Source organism: Streptomyces sp. NPDC093085, from assembly GCF_040683935.1.
Lineage (GTDB): Bacteria > Actinomycetota > Actinomycetes > Streptomycetales > Streptomycetaceae > Streptomyces.
The window spans coordinates 47,201-63,272 of sequence record NZ_JBFBFB010000019.1 but is presented as its reverse complement, the minus strand read 5'-3'; the positions used below and the strand labels follow the sequence as shown (position 1 = coordinate 63,272).

Annotated in this window: 18 protein-coding genes and 1 pseudogene; 11 read left to right on the top strand and 8 right to left on the bottom strand. The window is 71.2% G+C overall.

The features are described from left to right. Positions 1-68: 68 nt before the first annotated feature. Entirely contained in the window at positions 69-1,211 is a 1,143-nt protein-coding gene (locus AB0O07_RS33635; protein ID WP_365640650.1) for a tyrosine-type recombinase/integrase, read from the bottom strand. 180 nt (positions 1,212-1,391) lie between these two features. Between AB0O07_RS33635 and AB0O07_RS33630 the strand changes: the two genes are divergently transcribed. Further along, positions 1,392-1,607, top strand: coding sequence for a hypothetical protein (locus AB0O07_RS33630; protein WP_365640648.1), 216 nt, complete (start codon positions 1,392-1,394; stop codon positions 1,605-1,607). Positions 1,608-1,779: 172 nt separating this feature from the next. On the opposite strand, the gene AB0O07_RS33625 is transcribed toward AB0O07_RS33630, so the two are convergent. Both AB0O07_RS33625 and AB0O07_RS33620 read right to left on the bottom strand, forming a co-directional pair. Continuing rightward, positions 1,780-1,986 (bottom strand): hypothetical protein, encoded by a 207-nt coding sequence (locus tag AB0O07_RS33625; protein WP_365640646.1) that lies wholly within the window; start codon positions 1,984-1,986, stop codon positions 1,780-1,782. An 83-nt stretch (positions 1,987-2,069) separates the two neighbouring features. Continuing rightward, positions 2,070-2,588, bottom strand: a complete 519-nt coding sequence (locus AB0O07_RS33620; RefSeq protein WP_365640644.1) for a hypothetical protein — start codon at positions 2,586-2,588, stop codon at positions 2,070-2,072. A 258-nt stretch (positions 2,589-2,846) separates the two neighbouring features. On the opposite strand from AB0O07_RS33620, the pseudogene AB0O07_RS33615 reads away from it, so the two are divergent. Next, positions 2,847-3,109: pseudogene (locus AB0O07_RS33615) on the top strand (Tn3 family transposase); the annotation flags it as partial. Here the strand turns inward: AB0O07_RS33615 and AB0O07_RS33610 are convergent. Together AB0O07_RS33610 and AB0O07_RS33605 are read right to left on the bottom strand one after the other, a co-directional pair. Next, positions 3,103-4,035, bottom strand: a complete 933-nt coding sequence (locus AB0O07_RS33610) for an MFS transporter (protein WP_365640642.1) — start codon at positions 4,033-4,035, stop codon at positions 3,103-3,105. The pseudogene AB0O07_RS33615 and the gene AB0O07_RS33610 sit on opposite strands and share 7 nt — an antisense overlap. Before the next feature lie 15 nt (positions 4,036-4,050). Next, the gene (locus AB0O07_RS33605) at positions 4,051-4,818 is read right to left on the bottom strand and encodes an SDR family NAD(P)-dependent oxidoreductase (RefSeq protein WP_365640639.1); all 768 of its coding nucleotides are present in this window, start codon (positions 4,816-4,818) and stop codon (positions 4,051-4,053) included. Between the two features lie 56 nt (positions 4,819-4,874). On the opposite strand from AB0O07_RS33605, the gene AB0O07_RS33600 reads away from it, so the two are divergent. Further along, positions 4,875-5,882 carry an ArsR family transcriptional regulator gene (locus AB0O07_RS33600; protein WP_365640637.1) on the top strand — a complete coding sequence of 336 codons (1,008 nt, stop codon included), beginning with the start codon at positions 4,875-4,877 and terminating at the stop codon, positions 5,880-5,882. 156 nt (positions 5,883-6,038) lie between these two features. Here AB0O07_RS33600 and AB0O07_RS33595 read toward each other — a convergent pair whose 3' ends face one another. Next, on the bottom strand, positions 6,039-6,533 hold the full coding sequence (locus AB0O07_RS33595; RefSeq protein ID WP_365640635.1) for a hypothetical protein: 495 nt from the start codon (positions 6,531-6,533) through the stop codon (positions 6,039-6,041). A gap of 7 nt (positions 6,534-6,540) precedes the next feature. On the opposite strand from AB0O07_RS33595, the gene AB0O07_RS33590 reads away from it, so the two are divergent. Further along, on the top strand, positions 6,541-6,672 hold the full coding sequence (locus AB0O07_RS33590) for a hypothetical protein (RefSeq protein ID WP_365640633.1): 132 nt from the start codon (positions 6,541-6,543) through the stop codon (positions 6,670-6,672). A 133-nt stretch (positions 6,673-6,805) separates the two neighbouring features. Here the strand turns inward: AB0O07_RS33590 and AB0O07_RS33585 are convergent, their stop codons facing one another. Together AB0O07_RS33585 and AB0O07_RS33580 are read right to left on the bottom strand one after the other, a co-directional pair. Continuing rightward, positions 6,806-8,188 carry a Gfo/Idh/MocA family oxidoreductase gene (locus AB0O07_RS33585; RefSeq protein WP_365640631.1) on the bottom strand — a complete coding sequence of 461 codons (1,383 nt, stop codon included), beginning with the start codon at positions 8,186-8,188 and terminating at the stop codon, positions 6,806-6,808. 221 nt (positions 8,189-8,409) lie between these two features. Next, positions 8,410-9,408, bottom strand: coding sequence for a LacI family DNA-binding transcriptional regulator (locus tag AB0O07_RS33580; protein ID WP_365640629.1), 999 nt, complete (start codon positions 9,406-9,408; stop codon positions 8,410-8,412). A 71-nt stretch (positions 9,409-9,479) separates the two neighbouring features. On the opposite strand from AB0O07_RS33580, the gene AB0O07_RS33575 reads away from it, so the two are divergent. The 7 genes from AB0O07_RS33575 to AB0O07_RS33545 all read left to right on the top strand — a co-directional run bounded on the left by AB0O07_RS33575 (position 9,480) and on the right by AB0O07_RS33545 (position 16,052). Next, a complete protein-coding gene (locus tag AB0O07_RS33575) occupies positions 9,480-10,598 on the top strand; it encodes a Gfo/Idh/MocA family oxidoreductase (RefSeq protein ID WP_365640628.1) in 1,119 nt (372 codons plus the stop codon). Next, complete coding sequence (locus AB0O07_RS33570) at positions 10,595-11,515, top strand: PmoA family protein (protein WP_365640625.1); 921 nt, start codon at positions 10,595-10,597, stop codon at positions 11,513-11,515. Before AB0O07_RS33575 ends, AB0O07_RS33570 begins: the two co-directional genes overlap by 4 nt. Then, the gene (locus AB0O07_RS33565; RefSeq protein WP_365640623.1) at positions 11,509-12,255 is read left to right on the top strand and encodes a cupin; all 747 of its coding nucleotides are present in this window, start codon (positions 11,509-11,511) and stop codon (positions 12,253-12,255) included. The genes AB0O07_RS33570 and AB0O07_RS33565 overlap by 7 nt, the downstream gene beginning before the upstream one ends. Positions 12,256-12,304: 49 nt before the next feature. Further along, the gene (locus AB0O07_RS33560; RefSeq protein ID WP_365640620.1) at positions 12,305-13,612 is read left to right on the top strand and encodes an ABC transporter substrate-binding protein; all 1,308 of its coding nucleotides are present in this window, start codon (positions 12,305-12,307) and stop codon (positions 13,610-13,612) included. Next, positions 13,613-14,554, top strand: a complete 942-nt coding sequence (locus AB0O07_RS33555; protein WP_365640617.1) for a sugar ABC transporter permease — start codon at positions 13,613-13,615, stop codon at positions 14,552-14,554. A 128-nt stretch (positions 14,555-14,682) separates the two neighbouring features. Beyond that, a complete protein-coding gene (locus AB0O07_RS33550; RefSeq protein WP_365640775.1) occupies positions 14,683-15,459 on the top strand; it encodes a carbohydrate ABC transporter permease in 777 nt (258 codons plus the stop codon). Further along, positions 15,456-16,052: a hypothetical protein gene (locus AB0O07_RS33545; RefSeq protein ID WP_365640614.1), complete on the top strand. Its 597-nt coding sequence runs from the start codon at positions 15,456-15,458 to the stop codon at positions 16,050-16,052. Before AB0O07_RS33550 ends, AB0O07_RS33545 begins: the two co-directional genes overlap by 4 nt. Positions 16,053-16,072: the final 20 nt, after the last annotated feature.

Sequence of the window (16,072 nt, the reverse complement as noted above, 5' to 3'; positions counted from 1 at the left end):
AGCTGGCGGCGCGTCGAGTGCTTCGTGGTGCTGGTCATGAGGACCGCCCGAACAGCACGTCCAAGGCTTCAGGGTCGTAGCCGGGCGCTGGAGGCGGAGACACCGGCTCGGTGAGCTGGTCTGCCCGCTGGGCGTGGTGGGCCAAGCACCTCGGCCACGACCTCGTCCTGGCGCGGCACGAGGTAGATCTCGGTCGTGGTCAGATGCGCGTGCCCGAGGACCCACTGCACGTCGGTCAGCTTCAGCGCCGGGCCGCGCACCATCCGGGCGGCGCTGTGCCGAAGGTCGTGAAGGGTCCAGTCCGCGCCGAAGGTGGCGTTCACCCGCTCGAACATGCGGTGGGCCCCGTGGTACGTCAGCGGTTGAAACAGACGCCGCAGTGTCCACCACACTGGCTGTTTTCGGCCCCGTGGCACCAGCCCATGCGGCTCCTGCTGGTAGAGCCGCAGCCACACGAACGCATCTGCCGAGGCCAGTACTTGCTGCCGGGCCCGGGAGCCCTTCCGCACAACGCTGATCAGCTGCTGCCCAGGGGCGACGTCGCACTGCCGAACGCCGATCAACTCTGAGACCCGGACTCTGCTGGAGATCCAAAACGCGATCACGGCCTGGTCCCGGTTCGACCGCAGCGCCGCGAACAGCGAGTTGAACCGCTCGTCCGGGATCGAGCACGGAATCCGGCGCGGAACCGTGGGCCGGTAGCGGCCGGTCCGCTCTGGCGTCCAGGCTTCCATCGGGATGTGGTGTGCGTGCGCGCGGCCGGAACGGCGAGCCAGGTTTGGCGGGAACGGGTTGAGCAACGGTCCGGATCCGGCGTCACGGTGCAGGTCGTGGAACTTGCGCAGCGCCGTCTCGCTGTGGGCGACGGTCGACGGGGCATAGCCAGGCCCAGGGCTCGTTTTCCCAGTCACCGGGTCCGGGGCGCCGACTTTGCGGCCCGACCGCCGCCTGGCTGCGGTCGCTCGCGGCTTGACCGTCCGTTGGATCCAACAGCTGAAATCCCGAGCGTCCACGCGTTTCGCTCGATCCCACCACACCTCGACCACATGCAGGATTCGCCACCACCGCAGCAAGTCCATGCCATAGGAACGGACTGTCGCCGCCGTCTTTCCGGCTGCGAGCAGCTCCTGGCAGAACACCGCGCCAGGCATCACGGCCGCGCTGTCGGCGTCGGCGAGCCGGTAGGGCTCGTACCTGTGGCCGGTCTCCACCAGCCGACTCCACCGAGAACGGTCAACCTCGACAGATTCCGCTCGGGCACACCATCGTTCACCACGACCGCGGACCGTACTGGGTGACAACCTCACCCGCGCCCTGAACTGCACAATCAAAGTGGTTCGTTCAGTCAACGGTGCATCCGCTGCCCCATCCTGCGGCCCGACCCCGCGCAGATGCCCCGGCTAAAGAAGATCCACGCGAACCTGGTCGACCGGCTCCAGGAGGCCAAGGAACAGGGCTGGCTCGGCGAGGCCGCCGCGATCGAGGCCAGCCTCGCCGCCGCCGAGCAGAAGCTCACCGTGATGCGCGACCTCGCCGCGCGACACACCACTGTCCATCTTGGCATGCCCGACTTCCGCGGCAGTGCCGGACGCCTTGATACCGAGTAGTGGCTGCGGTGCCGCCTCGAATCAGTACTGTCGGTCCAAAGCCTCTACGAGGCTGCGGAGTTCGCACGACCGGCGGCGGGACATCGCCGGCATCGCCGCTTCGAGGAACTCACGGGCCCTGCCATGGGTCACCGCAGCAGCCCCACTCCGTGCAGCCGCCCGTCTCGTATTCTCACAGCCGTCGATTCGGCTGGTAGACGAAGCCCCGCCAGCGCGCCATCGCCGACCCGGTCGAACCCGGCCACAGATACCCCTTCTGACGTTCGATCCGTCGGACTTCGGCGAGCGCCCCCGAGGAAAGGCCACGGATGCTCGTGAAGTCGTCATGCGCCCGGTGATGACGGTAGTTCGACCCGGACGCGGCCAGGACGCCGGTCATCCTCCCATCCGCAGGCGCTACGCGACCAGCCCGGATTGACCGTGCCCTGCGAGCACATCGGACAGCCTGCGGCTCGGCTCGCGCTACAGACGTGCCTCCTGCCCGGCCACCGAACGCGGTATGACCTCGATGATCGTGGCCATGCCGACGACCGGCCTGCCCTCGTGCATGGTGATCCCGTCGCCGGGCTCGACATGGCGCCACTGTTCGGGACTGAGCGGAGCCAAGCGGACCGTCGCGCTTTCTCCCGGCGCCAGCCCGGGCACACCCTCCACCCACAGCCGCGCAACGTTCACTGCCTGCCCGCCATCTGGTGCTCGGTTGCCGATGTCCCAGAGCGGCCGGAGCTGCCCCTGTCCCGGGAACGCGGTCTGACGTCCCCCCTCCTCCGTGCTCAGCAGGCTCAGCCTGGCCCGGAAGGTTCCGTGCTGCATCTCCCAGGCTCGCCACTCGCACCAGCCGGCGCTGTGCTCCAGCATCATCTGGCGGGCGGCGTCCGCGAGCAGTGACCAGAACTGCAAGGAAACAGCGTGCTCGTCCCCGATCTCCATCAGGAGGTCGAGGGCGAGCTCCCACTCGTGGTGCCGGTGATAGTCGCGCACGTCGTCGACCGTCACACCGTTTTCGGCGCGAGCACTCTTGGGGAGTAGATCAGTCGCTCGTCGAAGGAGCGTGAACGCATCGTCCATGGGGGACATTCTCCAGGCCCCGGAAACGACCTCGTCGGTCACCCTGACAAAATCAGACCCCGCGACACGCCCGAGAGAGCCCATTCAATCAACTTCTTCGCGACTGCTTTCCGCGGCGAACGTCGACCCGCAGTCAAACTCACCGCCGAGCTGGGCTAGTTCGGATAAGTCCAGCTCGGCGCCCTCGGCCTGGCACTCAACGCTGTAGTGCTGTGCACCAGCCTCTACATCGACGCCGCCGTCAAGCAGCTCGCCGACGGTTTCCTGTCACCGACGAGTTGCTCGCCCGGCTCTCCCCGCTTCAGTACGACCACATGAACTTCCTCGGCCGTTGCGCCTTCACCCGGCCCGCGGCGCCCGGTGGTGGCCGCGGCCGTCCGCATCGCCGCACGGTTCCTGGCCCGGCTTTCCTCGAAGGTGGACAGCGTCAGTAGATGGCGGACGAGGGCGAGTGCAGCGTGCCGAGTGTCAGGGAGGCCAGGCCCAGCGTGCCGCCCCGGGTACCTGTGGTGAGGATCGCGGCCGAGACGAGGACGCCAAGCATGGAGACCAGGTTCACTGGATCGGGGCCGTAGCGGTCCACCAGACGGCCGGCGAGCGGGGTGCAGACCATGGTCGCCGCCCCGACCATGGGGATCATTCCTACCGCCTGGGCACCCAGCCCGTAGGCCGGTCCGGCGAGCAGGAGCGCCAGGCAGGTCCAGACCGCGGAGAACCCGGCGAAGACGGTTGCCTGGTAGAAGCACGAGCGGCGCAGGTCTGGCTCGGTGCGCAGCAGGCGCAGCGGCTCTGCCAGGAGTGCTGTGTACGGCTGGCGGGAGGACGGGGTTGTGGTCGGCACCGCGAACGCCAAGACGGTGGCGAGGATCAGGGCCAGGACCGCGGCGACCAGGTAGGGGGCCCGCCGGCCCAGCCACGCACCGAGCGTGCCGCTGAAGGTCCGGGCCAGCAGCATGCCGCCGGTCGATCCGCTCAGCAGGGTGCCGATCACGGCCCCTTGGCGGTCGACGGCCACGAGACCAGCCGCCAGGGAACCGACGATCTGCGCGCCCACGGTGGTCAGGCCGACAAGCATGCTGGCGGCAATGAGGGCGGGCAGAGCCGGTGCGCAACCCGCTGCGAGCAGTGCCAGGCCGGTCAGCGCGAGGAGGGCGACGAGGAACGAGCGGTGCGGGTGCCGGTCGCCGAGCGGCACCAGCAAAACCATCCCGGCCGTGTAGCCGGCCTGTATGGCGGTCACCACCGCAGCGGCCGAATCGGGCGACACGTGCAGCCCGGCGGCGACCAGTGGACTGATGGCCTGCGGAAAGTAGATGTTGCCCACTGCCACGGCACATGTGACAGCCAGGATCAGGACCATCCGGCGGCTCATCCTTCAGTCCACCGGCCCGCCCGCGACGTAGACGACCTGGCCGGAGACGAACCCCGCCCCGGGACTTACGAGGAACGAGGCGGTATGCGCGATGTCATCCGGCAGGCCCACCCGGGCAACCGGGATGGACTGCTCCGCCCTGTGCCGGAACTCCTCGAAGCTCAGGCCGAGCCGCCGGGCCGAGGCCCTGGTCATGTCGCTCACAACGAATCCCGGCGCGATGGCGTTCACGGTCACGCCATATTGTCCGAGCTGGAGAGCGAGGGATTTGGTGAATCCGATCAAACCCGCCTTCGCGCTCCCGTAGTCGACGCGGCTGGCATCACCGACCGCGGAGACGCTCGACATGTTGACGATGCGTCCCCATCCGGCCGTCACCATGTGCGGGCAGACGGCCCGGGCGGCGAAGAAAGGCCCGCTGAGGTTGATCCCCAAGACCGTGTCCCACTGCTGCGTGGTCATGTCTACAAGGTCAGCACGGGGTCCGATCCCGGCGTTGTTGACCAGCACCGTAGGGGGCCCGAACGCGGCGGCGATCCGGGCGACGGCCGCAGTGACCGCGGCCTCGTCGGCAACATCAGCGGCGACGGCCAGCGCTGTCCCGCCGACACGTGTGATGGCCTCCACGGTATCGGCGCAGTCCGCCTCGTCCAGATCGATCACGCCGACCGCCAGGCCGTCGCCCGCCAGGCGCCTGGCCACAGCGGACCCGATACCGCGGGCAGCACCGGTGACAACCGCCGTCCGCTGCACATGAGTTGTGGATGTCATGGGAGAAAGTCCACGACATCGACGTTGCGTCGCCAATCGATGTAGCCTATTGCTTAATGATCAGCTTTGTGCTCGGCGTCGAGGACCTCGCGGACACCCGCTTCGCCCTCTCACCCCTGCACGAAACCCTGTTCAGCCTGCGGGTGCTCCAGGAACCCGGCCTTTCGACGCTGCATCTGCCCTGGCGCAGGTCCGTACTCGGCAGACTCGGCACGCTCGACACCGGTCTACTGATGTCCCTGGTCGCTCAGCGGCGTACTCTCCCCGACTTCCTCACCCCGAATCCCGCGAGCTTCGCGCCGGCCTTCGGAGAAGAACTCTCCGTCGTCCGCCAGGCATCCTGCGCCCGGGTCCGCCACGACCTGCTGCTCGCGCACGCACCCGACCCTGTTCCCGAAGCCCTCCGCGACGCCACCGCCGCCGAAGACGCACCTGTCGCCAGACTCCGCGACGCCATCTGCGACCTCCTGCGGCAGTACTGGGCGGTGGCCATCGAGCCGGTGTGGCCGCAGATGCGGCTGGTGCTGGAAGCCGACATGACCTATCGCGCCCGCCAGCTCGCCCTGGGGGGCGCCCGACTGCTGTTCGCCGACATGCACCCGAACCTGCGCTGGCAAGGCGGAGAGCTGTACATCCACAAGATGATCAGCAGGCATCGGGTTGCGGCATCTGGCCGGGGGTTGCTGCTCCTGCCGTCCGTGTTCGCACACAAGCCCGCGCCCCCCGTAAGCCCGGACGAGCCGCCGAGCCTCGTCTATCCCAGCCGGGGAGTAGCCACGCTGTGGGGCTCGGAGATGCCGATCGTCGACACAACCGCCCTGATATCTCTGCTCGGTTCGTCCCGAGCCAGACTACTCAGCCTCCTGGAAGAGCCGCTGCCCACCGTAGAGCTGGCCCGCCGTCTCAGGGTCACCCCAAGCGCTGTCTCCCAACACCTGCGTGTCCTGCACTCCACGGGACTCGTCACCCGGACACGTGACAGACGGCATGTGCTGTACCGGAGAAGCCCGCTCGGAGATCAGCTCACGACCACGGCTTCCAGACCGCGAAGTCACGACAGCTGAGGATCAGCAGTCCGCCTCCGCCCAACCCCGCCTGGTCCGGGCGCCTGTCCACTTCACCGAACCCCTCTACAGGTTCCCCACCCGTCCGCCGACCGGCTCACCCGGTCGGTAGACGATCGTTTGACGACAGGTGGACGACGGGTCCAATGAACCCGTTCAATCCGACCAGCAGTCGACCGCCCGGCAGAACCTCGTCCTGGCCGAGGCCGGGACGAGGACCCGGTCGTCTTTGAGGAGGCTCCGGGCGCCTCCAGCCGCCTCCACCCGCTCCAGCGCCCGAAGCTCCGCGAACTGCTCCCCTATGCGCGACCGGGCGACACCGTGCACATATCCGAGATGTTCCTCCTCGTACGCGGCACCCAGCACATCCTCGACGTGCTCGACGTCCTGCACCGTGACCGTCTCGCCCTGCGCAGCCACGACGGCGCGTTCTCCGCCATGGACCTCGCCGCCGTCGCCGACCTCCTGCCCGACCACACCGCCATTGAGGAGGATGCCCCCGCGCCGGCGCTGCCGGTCGCCCTCGATTTGCCCGGCAAGGTCGCCGATTTCCTTCGCACCACCCAGCTGGACCCCGCCGAGCAGGCCGCGCTCGACCAGGGGATGACCGTACGGCGCGGCCAGGCCTACACCCCTGCGCTTCAGCGCCACCCCCGCTGTGCACCGCCAGTTCCTCGACCGCTGCCAGCCGCTCGGCGGCGCCCAGGGCGTCCGTGCGGTCCCGGCCCAGCGCAGGGCCCGCCGCGAGTACAAGGACCGCGTCAGCGCCCTCGGCACAGCCGGACCTTGATCTGGGTCAACCACTACCGCTAATTCCCGTTCGGAAACTCCCCGAGGGCCACACAGCGGTGGGTACGGTCCCCGGACGCGACGGAGGCGGCGGCTCGGCCACGGCGGCCGGGACGGCCCGGAGGGTGTCCGGCTCAGATGTCGAGGAGCTCCCGCGTGGCCACCGGGGCGCCGGTAGCGAGGGAGGCGTTGGCGGCGAGCCCCGTGACGAGCGAGCGGGCGCCGTCGGCGGCGTCGGCTGCCCGGCCCAGGGTGTCGGTGGTGGCGCCGGGCGGGCCGAAGAGGTCGGCGAGCATCCGGGCGTCGCCCCCGCCGTGGCCGCCCTCGCCGGTGACCACCTTCACTTCGCGCGGCTCTTCCCAGAAGGGCCGCAGCAGCAGCTCCGTACGCCCGGCGGTGTCGCCGACGGCGGCGCCGTGCAGCACGGCGCCGCCGTCGGCGGTCGCGGCGGGGCGGGCCCAGGTGGACTCCTCGACCAGGAGTTCCAGCCGGCCCCGGCTGCCGTTGAAGGCGATCCGGTACCCCTCCCAGGGGGAGTACGCGGTCAGGTGGTACGACATGGTCGCCCCGGAGGCGTACCGCACCAGGACCGCCATGTCGTCCTCGATGGTGACCCCGAGCGCGAAGACGTTCTGGTCGCGGTGGTAGCCGTCCTCGCCCTCCGCGTCCAGGTAGAGGGCGGTGAGCACCTCGGAGTCGGCGAGCCGGACCGCGAAGGGGTCGCCCTCGGCTGCGGGCGAGCCGTGCGCCCGCGCGTACCCCCGGTCGAGGCCCCTGCGCCGGCCGTTCTCGTCGCCGTAGAAGAAGAGCCCGCCCTGCGCGAAGACGGTGCGCGGGGTGGTGTCCAGCCACCAGTTGACCAGGTCGAAGTGGTGGGTGGCCTTGTGCACCAGCAGGCCGCCGGAGTTGGCCTTCTCGCGGTGCCAGCGGCGGAAGTAGTCGGCGCCGTGGCGCAGGTCGAGCAGCCACTCGAAGTGGACGGAGCCGATCTCGCCGATGGCGCCGGCGGCGAGGGTCTCCCGTACCGCCGCGTGCACCGGGTTGTAGCGGTAGTTGAACGCCACCCGGACCTCGCGTCCGGTGCGCCGCTGGGCGTCCAGGATCCGCCGGGCCCGCTCCGCGTCCGTCGTCATCGGCTTCTCGGTGACGACATCGCAGCCGGCCTCCAGGGCCGCCACGATGTACCGGTCGTGCGTGCGGTCCACGGAGCAGACCACGACCAGGTCGACGCGTTCGCGGCGGAGCATCGTGCCGAACGCGTCGGCGCCGTAGGCGGGTACGGGCGGCAGCCCCGGGTGGTCGGCGGCGACCCACCGGTTGTGGACGGCCATCCGGTGGGTGTTCACGTCGCAGAACGCGACGAGTTCGGTCCGGTCGGCGTACGGGCCCGTCAGCGCCTCGGTGTAGAGCCGGGCCCGCGCCCCCAGCCCCACGACGGCGCAGCGGCGGCGGGGCGCGGTGGGGGCTTCGGGGGCGGCGGGGTCGTCGGGGGCCTCGGAGTGGTCGGGGTCCGGCACGGGGGTCTCCGCTCGGTCGGCTCGGGATGCCGACGGCAACGATTGCATGGTGGCCGGCTCACCGACAAGGGTGCGTCAGGTCCGTCGAGTCGCAGCCAATCTGGGAGATTTCATTGACGGGGCCGTTCCGGCGGGCGTAACTTCCCGGCCAGTTGGAAACCGATTGGCAACGTTTGCAGACAGGCGTCCCCCGTCGACCGAAGGGCTCGTACGTGCGCAGGTCAGCCCCGGTCGACGACCGCCGTCGAGCCCCGTACCACGAGATGGGTCGGCAGGACCCGCTGGAGCGGCGGCGCCCCCGCCACGGCCGGGGTGCCCAGGATCCGGAAGAGCAGGTCGACCGCGGCGCGCGAGCCGTGGGACTTGGGCACGGAGACGGTGGTGAGCGGCGGGGCGGCCATCCCGGAGAGGGCGATGTCGTCGCAGCCGACCACGCTCATCTCCTGCGGCACCCGGACGCCGCGCGCGGTGAAGCGGCTGATCAGGCCGAAGGCGACGATGTCGTTGAAGGCCACCACGGCGGTCGCGCCGCTGGCGAGCACCACATCGGCGGCGCCGGTGATACCGCCGTCGAAGTGCGGGGCGACGCTGCCGACCTGGACGATCTCGACCTTCCCGGTCTCGGCCATCGCCTCGATGCCGGCCGCCCGTTCGCGCGCCGCCCAGGTGGAGCGCGGCCCGCCGACGTAGGCGATCCTGCGGTGGCCGAGCGCGTGCAGATGGGTGAGCGCGTCGCCCATGCCCTCCACCAGGTCGGCGGTGACACTGGCGAAGCCGGGCTCCTTGCGGTGGAGCAGCACGATCGGCTTGGCGGTCAGCGCGGGCAGCGAGGCGAGTTCCTCGCCGCTGAGGTGCGGGGAGCAGAGCACGATGCCGTCGACCTCGGGGGCGAGGGTGCGGATGGCGTCCAGCTCCAGGCCCTCGTCGCGCTCCGCGTCGCTGACGAAGACGGCGTGGCCGAGGCCGCGCGCCCGGGCCTGCACGCCCTTGCAGATGTCCGCGAAGAACGGGTTGAGCAGATCCGGCACGATCAGCCCGAGGTGGCCGGTGCGCCCGGTGATCAGGCCGCGTGCCGAGGGGTTCGGCTGGTAGCCGAGCCGTTCCGCTGCGGCGCGCACCCGCTCGCGGGTCGCCTCGCTCACCGTTCCCCCGGGTGCCAGCGCCCGGGACACCGTGGACGGGGAGACCCCGGCCACCTTCGCGACCTCTCGAATCGTCACCTGCACGGACCGAGGTTGGCACCCCGCACCACCGGCGTCAATCAACATCGCTTCCCCCCGGAGGAGCACGCATGTCCCAGCCCCCCGCCCGTCTCCGCGCCGCCGTCGTCGGGACGGGCGCGATCGTCACCGGAAGCCATCTCTCCGCTCTGCGGGCCCATGCCGACCGGGTCGAGCTGGTCGCCGCGGTCGATGTGGACCCCGGCCGGCTGGACGCGTTCCGCGCGACGGCCGCCGACCAGGGGATGACCGTCCAGGGGTTCGGCTCGCTGGACACGATGCTCACCACCGTCCGCCCGGACCTGGTCCTCATCGGCACCCCGCCCTCCCTCCACCGCGAGCAGACCGTCGCGGCGCTCACGGCCGGTGCCTGGGTGCTCTGCGAGAAGCCGCTCTGTCTCTCCCTCGCCGAGTACGACGAGATCGCCGCGGCCGAGGAGAAGTCCGGCGCGTACGCCTCGGTGGTCTTCCAGCACCGGTACGGCTCCGGGGCGGCGCACGCCCGGGGACTGATCGCGGGCGGCGAGCTGGGCGCGCCGCTGGTGGCGCACTGCCAGACCACCTGGCACCGGGACCGCGCCTACTACGCGGTGCCGTGGCGCGGCCGGTGGTCCACCGAGGGCGGCGGGCCGACCATGGGGCACGGGATCCACCAGTACGACCTGCTGCTCCATCTGCTGGGCGGCTGGAGCGAGATCCGTGCGATGGCCTCCCGGCTGGTCCACGAGACGGAGAGCGAGGATGTCTCCACGGCGCTGGTGCGGTTCGAGAGCGGCGCCCTCGCCACCGTCGTCAACAGTGTGCTGTCGCCGGACGAGGTGAGCCGGATCCGGATCGACTGCGCCGACGCCACCGTCGAACTGACCCATCTGTACGGGCACTCGAACGCCGACTGGGTCTACACCCCGGCCCCGCATGTCCCGGCGGAGCGCGCCGAGGCGTGGCGTACCCCCGCCGCCGATGTGCCCAGTTCGCACGCGGCGCAGCTCGGCGCCCTCCTCGACGCCCGGGAGGCCGGGGTCCGGCCGCCGGGCAGCGGCCCCGACGCGCGGCGCACCGTCGAATTCGCGGCGGCGCTCTACAAAGCCGCGTTCAGTGGGCAGCCTGTGCTCGCGGGCGGGATCGCGCCCGGAGACCCCTACTACACGGCCATGCACGGAGACCACCCCGACTGGAGCCCCCAGCGATGACGATTCAGGTCACCCACACCCACGGCGAGCACTTCGCGGTCCACCACGGCGGCGTCGAGCTGCTGCGGTACGTCTACCGTCCGGACCCGGACCCCTTCGAGGCCCGCAAACCGTATATCCATCCGTTGCGCACCCTGGCGGGCCACCAGGTCAGCGGCTACCGCCCCAACGACCACCGGTGGCACAAGGGCCTCCAGATGACGGCGAGTCATCTCTCCGGGCAGAACTTCTGGGGCGGCAACTCCTATGTGCACGGCGAGGGGTATCTGCCGCTCCACGAGCGGGTCGGTTCGATGCGCCACGACGCGTTCCCCGAGGTCACCGTGGCGGAGGACCGGTTCCATCTCGCCGAGGAGCTGACCTGGGTGGAGAACGGCGGCGCCGAGTGGGCGAAGGAGGAGCGCTCCATCACCGTCCACGCGGTGGACGAGGAGGCCGGGGCGTGGGCGCTGGACTGGACGATCGGGCTGACCAACGTACGGGACGAGCCGCTGCTCTTCGGTTCGCCGACCACGGCGGGCCGGGAGATGGCCGGGTACACCGGGCTCCAGTGGCGCGGGCCCCGGGACTTCACCGGCGGCGCCGTCCTCGGCCCGCTGGAGCCGGGCGCGCCGGAGCCGGAGACCCTGATGGGGACCCAGGGGCCGTGGCTGGCGTTCACCGCCGAGCACGACGATGTGGACGCCCGGTCGACGCTGGTCTTCGCGCACGCGCCGGAGAACGAGAAGGCGCTCCACGCCTCGCACTGGTTCGTCCGCTCCGAGCCGATCCCGACGGTGGCGTTCTCCTGGGCGTTCTTCGAGGAGTTCGCGCTCGATCCGGGCGCGTCCTTCGCGTACCGCTACCGGGTGGTCGTCGCCGACGGCGCCTGGGACCGCGAGCGGGTCGGTACGCACCTGGGGAGCCTGGAGTGGTGAGCCTGCCGCATCCGCTGCCCGGCGCGGTCGGCCTCTCCCATCTGAGCGCCTACGAGTGGGAGGCGGCCGACGGGGTGTGCGGTGGCAGCCCGCATCTCCATCTGGTCTGCACGGAGGCGTATGTGGTGACCGGCGGCCGGGGCGCGGTGCAGACGCTGACCCCGGAGGGGTACCGGGAGACGCCGCTGGAGGCGGGGTCCGTGGCCTGGTTCTCGCCGGGCACGGTCCACCGGATGGTGCAGGGCGGCGGGCTGCGGATCACGGTGCTGATGCAGAACAGCGGGCTGCCGGAGGCCGGTGACGCGGTCTTCACCTTCCCGCCGGAGATCCTCGCCGACCCCGACCGGTACGCCGAGGCGGCGGCGCTGCCGGGCGTCTCGGGGCCGGCGGTGGAGAGCGCCGCGCGGCGGCGGAGGGATCTCGCGGTGGCGGGGTATCTGGTGCTGCGGGAGGCGCTGGAGGCGGGCGACAGCGGTCCTTACCGGGAGTTCCAGCGGGCCGCCGCCAAGCTGGTCCGCCCCAAGGTGGCCGACTGGCGGGAGCTGTGGCGGGCCGGGGCGCTGGCGACGGCCGAGCGGACCGGGGCGCAGCTCGACGCGCTGGAGGCCGGGGAGCCGGAGTATCTGGCCGGGTCCATGGCGTACGACAGCGCGCCGAGCCGGCTCGGCGGGTACGGGATGTGCGGGCGGCGCGACGAGTACGCGCTGCCCGGTACGACGCTCCACGCGCCGGAGGCGTGAGCCGCGCTCACCGGCGGGCGCGGGGACATGACGGAGAGGTGGGTTCCGCATGCGCGGAGACAGGACGACGGGGTCCTGGGCACCGGGGGCGCGTCCGAGGAGGGCGGGGGCGCTGCTGATGGTGCTCCTGCTCGGCGCGGTGCTCACCGCGTGCGGCGGGCCCGGGGGGACGAGCGGTGGCTCCCAGGTGACCCTGCGGTACTCGTGGTGGGGGAATCCGGACCGGGCGGCCAGGACGAACGAGGCCGTGGCGCTCTTCCAGCGGAAGCACCCGGGGATCGAGGTGCAGACCTCCTTCGCCGGGTACGACGCGTACAAGCAGAAGCTGGCCACGCAGGCGGCGGGCGGTGACGCGCCGGATGTGATGCAGCTCGACTACCGGATGATCGACCAGTACGCGACGGGCGGGGTCCTGCTGGACCTCTCCTCCCAGCCGGTGGTGCGCACCGAGGAGATCGACCCGGGGCTGCTCGCCACCGGGGCGGTGGGCGGGGTGCAGTACGCGCTGGTGCAGGCGCGCGGCACGGAGGCCGTGGTGTACGACGCGAAGGCGTGGCGGGCCGCGGGGGTGGCGCCGCCGCGTGCCGGCTGGTCGTGGGAGGAGTGGGCGCGGTCGATGCGGGAGCTGACGGCGCGGACCGGGAAGCCCGGTTCGGTCGACCCGGGGCAGAGCGAGGACTGCTTCGAGGTGTGGCTGCGCGGCCGGGGCAAGTCCCTGTACACGGAGGGCGGCGGGCTGGGGTTCACCGCCGCCGATCTGGAGCGGTGGTGGAGCTTCGCCGACGGGCTGCGCCGGGAGGGGGTGGTCTCCCCCGCCGAGCAGACCACCCAGCTCGACGGTTCGGTCGAGAACACCCCGCTGGGCCGGGGCACGGCGCTCTCCGACTTCAACTGGGACGCCCCGTCGAGCGGTTTCACGGCGCTGGTGGCGGACGGGGTGACGCTCGCGCCGATGCCGGGCGGCGAGGACGGGACGCCGGGGCAGTACTTCAAGCCGTCGATGTTCATGGGGGTTTCGGCCCACACCGAGCACCCGGAGGAGGCGGCCTCGCTCGTCGACTTCATGATCAACGACAAGGACGCCGCGAAGATCCTCGGGGCGAGCAGGGGCATCCCGGTCAACGAGTCGATCCGTACCGAACTCGTGCCCCAGCTCAAGGACTTCGACCGGACTGTCGCCGACTACCAGGCGTCGGTGGAGCAGGTGCTCAAGGCTCCCCCGCAGGCCCCGCCCTCGGGGGACAGCGCGCTCCAGACCACCTTCAGCCGCGACTACGACCAGGTGTCGTTCGGGCGGATGTCGCCCCGTGAGGCGGCCGAGAACTACGTCACCGAGGCGAAGGCGGAGCTGAGGTAAATGACCACCACCGATCTGCCCGCGCCCCGGGCCCGCGCCGCCGGCACCCCGGCGGCGGGCCCGCCGGCCCGGCGCCGGCGCGAGGGGGCCGCCTGGGTCTTCCTCTCCCCCTGGGTGCTGGGCGCGAGCGTGCTGACGCTGCTGCCGATGGCCGTCTCGCTCTATCTGTCGTTCACCGACTACGACCTGTTCAACCCGCCGCACTGGGTGGGGGTGCGCAACTACACGCAGATGTTCACCGAGGACCCCCGGTACTGGCGCTCGGTCGGCGCGACCCTCGGGTATGTCGTCCTCGCCGTACCGCTCCAACTGGCGGTCGCGCTCGCGGTGGCGGTGGCGCTCAAGTCCGTACGGCGCGGCAAGGGCTTCTACCGCTCGGCGTTCTACGCGCCGTCGCTGCTCGGCGCCTCCATGTCGATCGCCCTGGTGTGGCGGGCGATCTTCAACGACGGCGGTACGGTCGACGACCTGCTGGGGACCGGCGGCTGGGTGAACCGGCCGGGGTGGGCGCTGCTCGCGGTGGCGCTGCTGACGGTGTGGCAGTTCGGCTCCCCGATGGTGATCTTCCTCGCCGGGCTCCAGCAGATCCCCGCGGAGCTGTACGAGGCCGCGGCGGTGGACGGGGCGGGCCGGGTACGGCGGTTCCTCTCCGTCACGCTGCCGATGCTGTCGCCGGTCCTCTTCTTCAACCTGGTGCTCCAGACCATCCAGGCGTTCCAGGTCTTCACGCCCGCGTTCGCGGTGAGCGCCGGGAAGGGCGGCCCCGCGGACTCCACGCTCTTCTACACGCTGTACCTGTACGACCGGGGCTTCGTCGCCTCGCACATGGGGTACGCCTCCGCCATGGCGTGGGTGCTGCTGCTGGCGATCGGCGCCGTCACCCTGGTGCTCTTCCGCACCTCGCGTTCCTGGGTCTTCTACGCCGACGAGGAGGCCCGATGACCACCCTGTCCCCGCTCTCCCCCGCCCCCGTCTCCCCCGGCACCGCCCCGCCCGCCCGCTCCTCCCGTGCGCCCTTCGCCTGGCGGCGGGTGGCCCTGCATGCCGGGTGTCTCGCCGTGCTGCTGGTGATGCTCTATCCGGTGGCCTGGCTGCTGGCGACCTCGCTCAAGCCGGCCGACGAGGTGATCGCCAGCCTCCGGCTGCTGCCGGGCCGGCTGGAGTGGTCGAACTACACGACCGCGCTGGAGGGGGTGAACGGGGTCGGCGTGGGGCGGATGCTCACCAACTCGCTGCTGATAGCGGGCGGCGCGGTCCTCGGCAACGTCCTCTCCTGCTCCCTCGCCGCGTACGCGTTCGCACGGCTGCGGTTCCGGTTCCGGGGGCCGCTCTTCGCCTTCATGATCGCGACGATCATGCTGCCGCACCACGCGGTGCTGATCCCGCAGTACATCATCTTCAACCAGCTCGGGATGGTGAACACCTACTGGCCGCTGATCCTGCCGAAGTTCCTCGCCACCGAGGCGTTCTTCGTCTTCCTCATCGTCCAGTTCCTGCGCGGGCTGCCGCGCGAGCTGGAGGAGGCGGCCAGGATCGACGGCTGCGGCCCGTACCGGAGCTTCTTCTCGATCATCCTGCCGCTGATCAGGCCCGCGCTGATCACCACGGCGATCTTCACCTTCATCTGGACCTGGAACGACTTCTTCACCCAGCTCATCTATCTCTTCTCGCCGGAGAAGTTCACCCTGACGCTGGCGCTGCGCTCCTTCGTGGACGCGTCGAGCCAGTCGGCGTTCGGGCCGATGTTCGCCATGTCGGTGATCGCGCTGCTGCCGATCGTGCTCTTCTTCCTCGCCTTCCAGCGCTTCCTGGTGGAGGGCATGGCCAGCTCGGGGCTGAAGGGATGAGCGCGGCGCGGGCCCGGGAGCCGGGCGAGATCTTCGGGCCGCGCACCACGCTCTTCGCGGATGTGCTGAGCGTGGGGGTGATGACGGCGGTGGTCTCTCTGCCGCTGGTCACCGTGCCGGCCGCGCTCTCCACCGCCTGCGAGGTGGTGCGCGGCACCCAGCGGGACCAGCCGGCCACCGCCCGGCGGTACCTCACCGTGCTGCGCGGCCGGCTCCGCCCCGGCGATCTCGGCGCGGGCGCCCTGGCGCTGGCCGGGGCGGCGCTGCTGATCGCGGATCTCGCGCTGGCCGGGGCCGGGCTGCCGGGGGCGCGGTGGTTCGCGGTGGCGGCGGGCGTGATCGGAGGGTGCGCGGTGGTCACGGGGGTACGGGCGTGCGCGCGCCCCGAGTCGGGGACCGACTGGCGCGGGGCGGTGGCCCTGGCCGCCCGGGACGCGGTGGCGGACCCGGGCGGCAGCGCGCTGGTGGCCCTGGCGCTGGCGGCGGCGGTGCTCTGCGGGTACATGATGCTCCCGCTGGCGTTCCTGGCACCCGGTCCGCTGGCGCTGGCGCTCACGGCGGTGGATGTACGGCACCGGGGCGCGGCCCGCTGACGGGCGGGGCCCGCTGACGT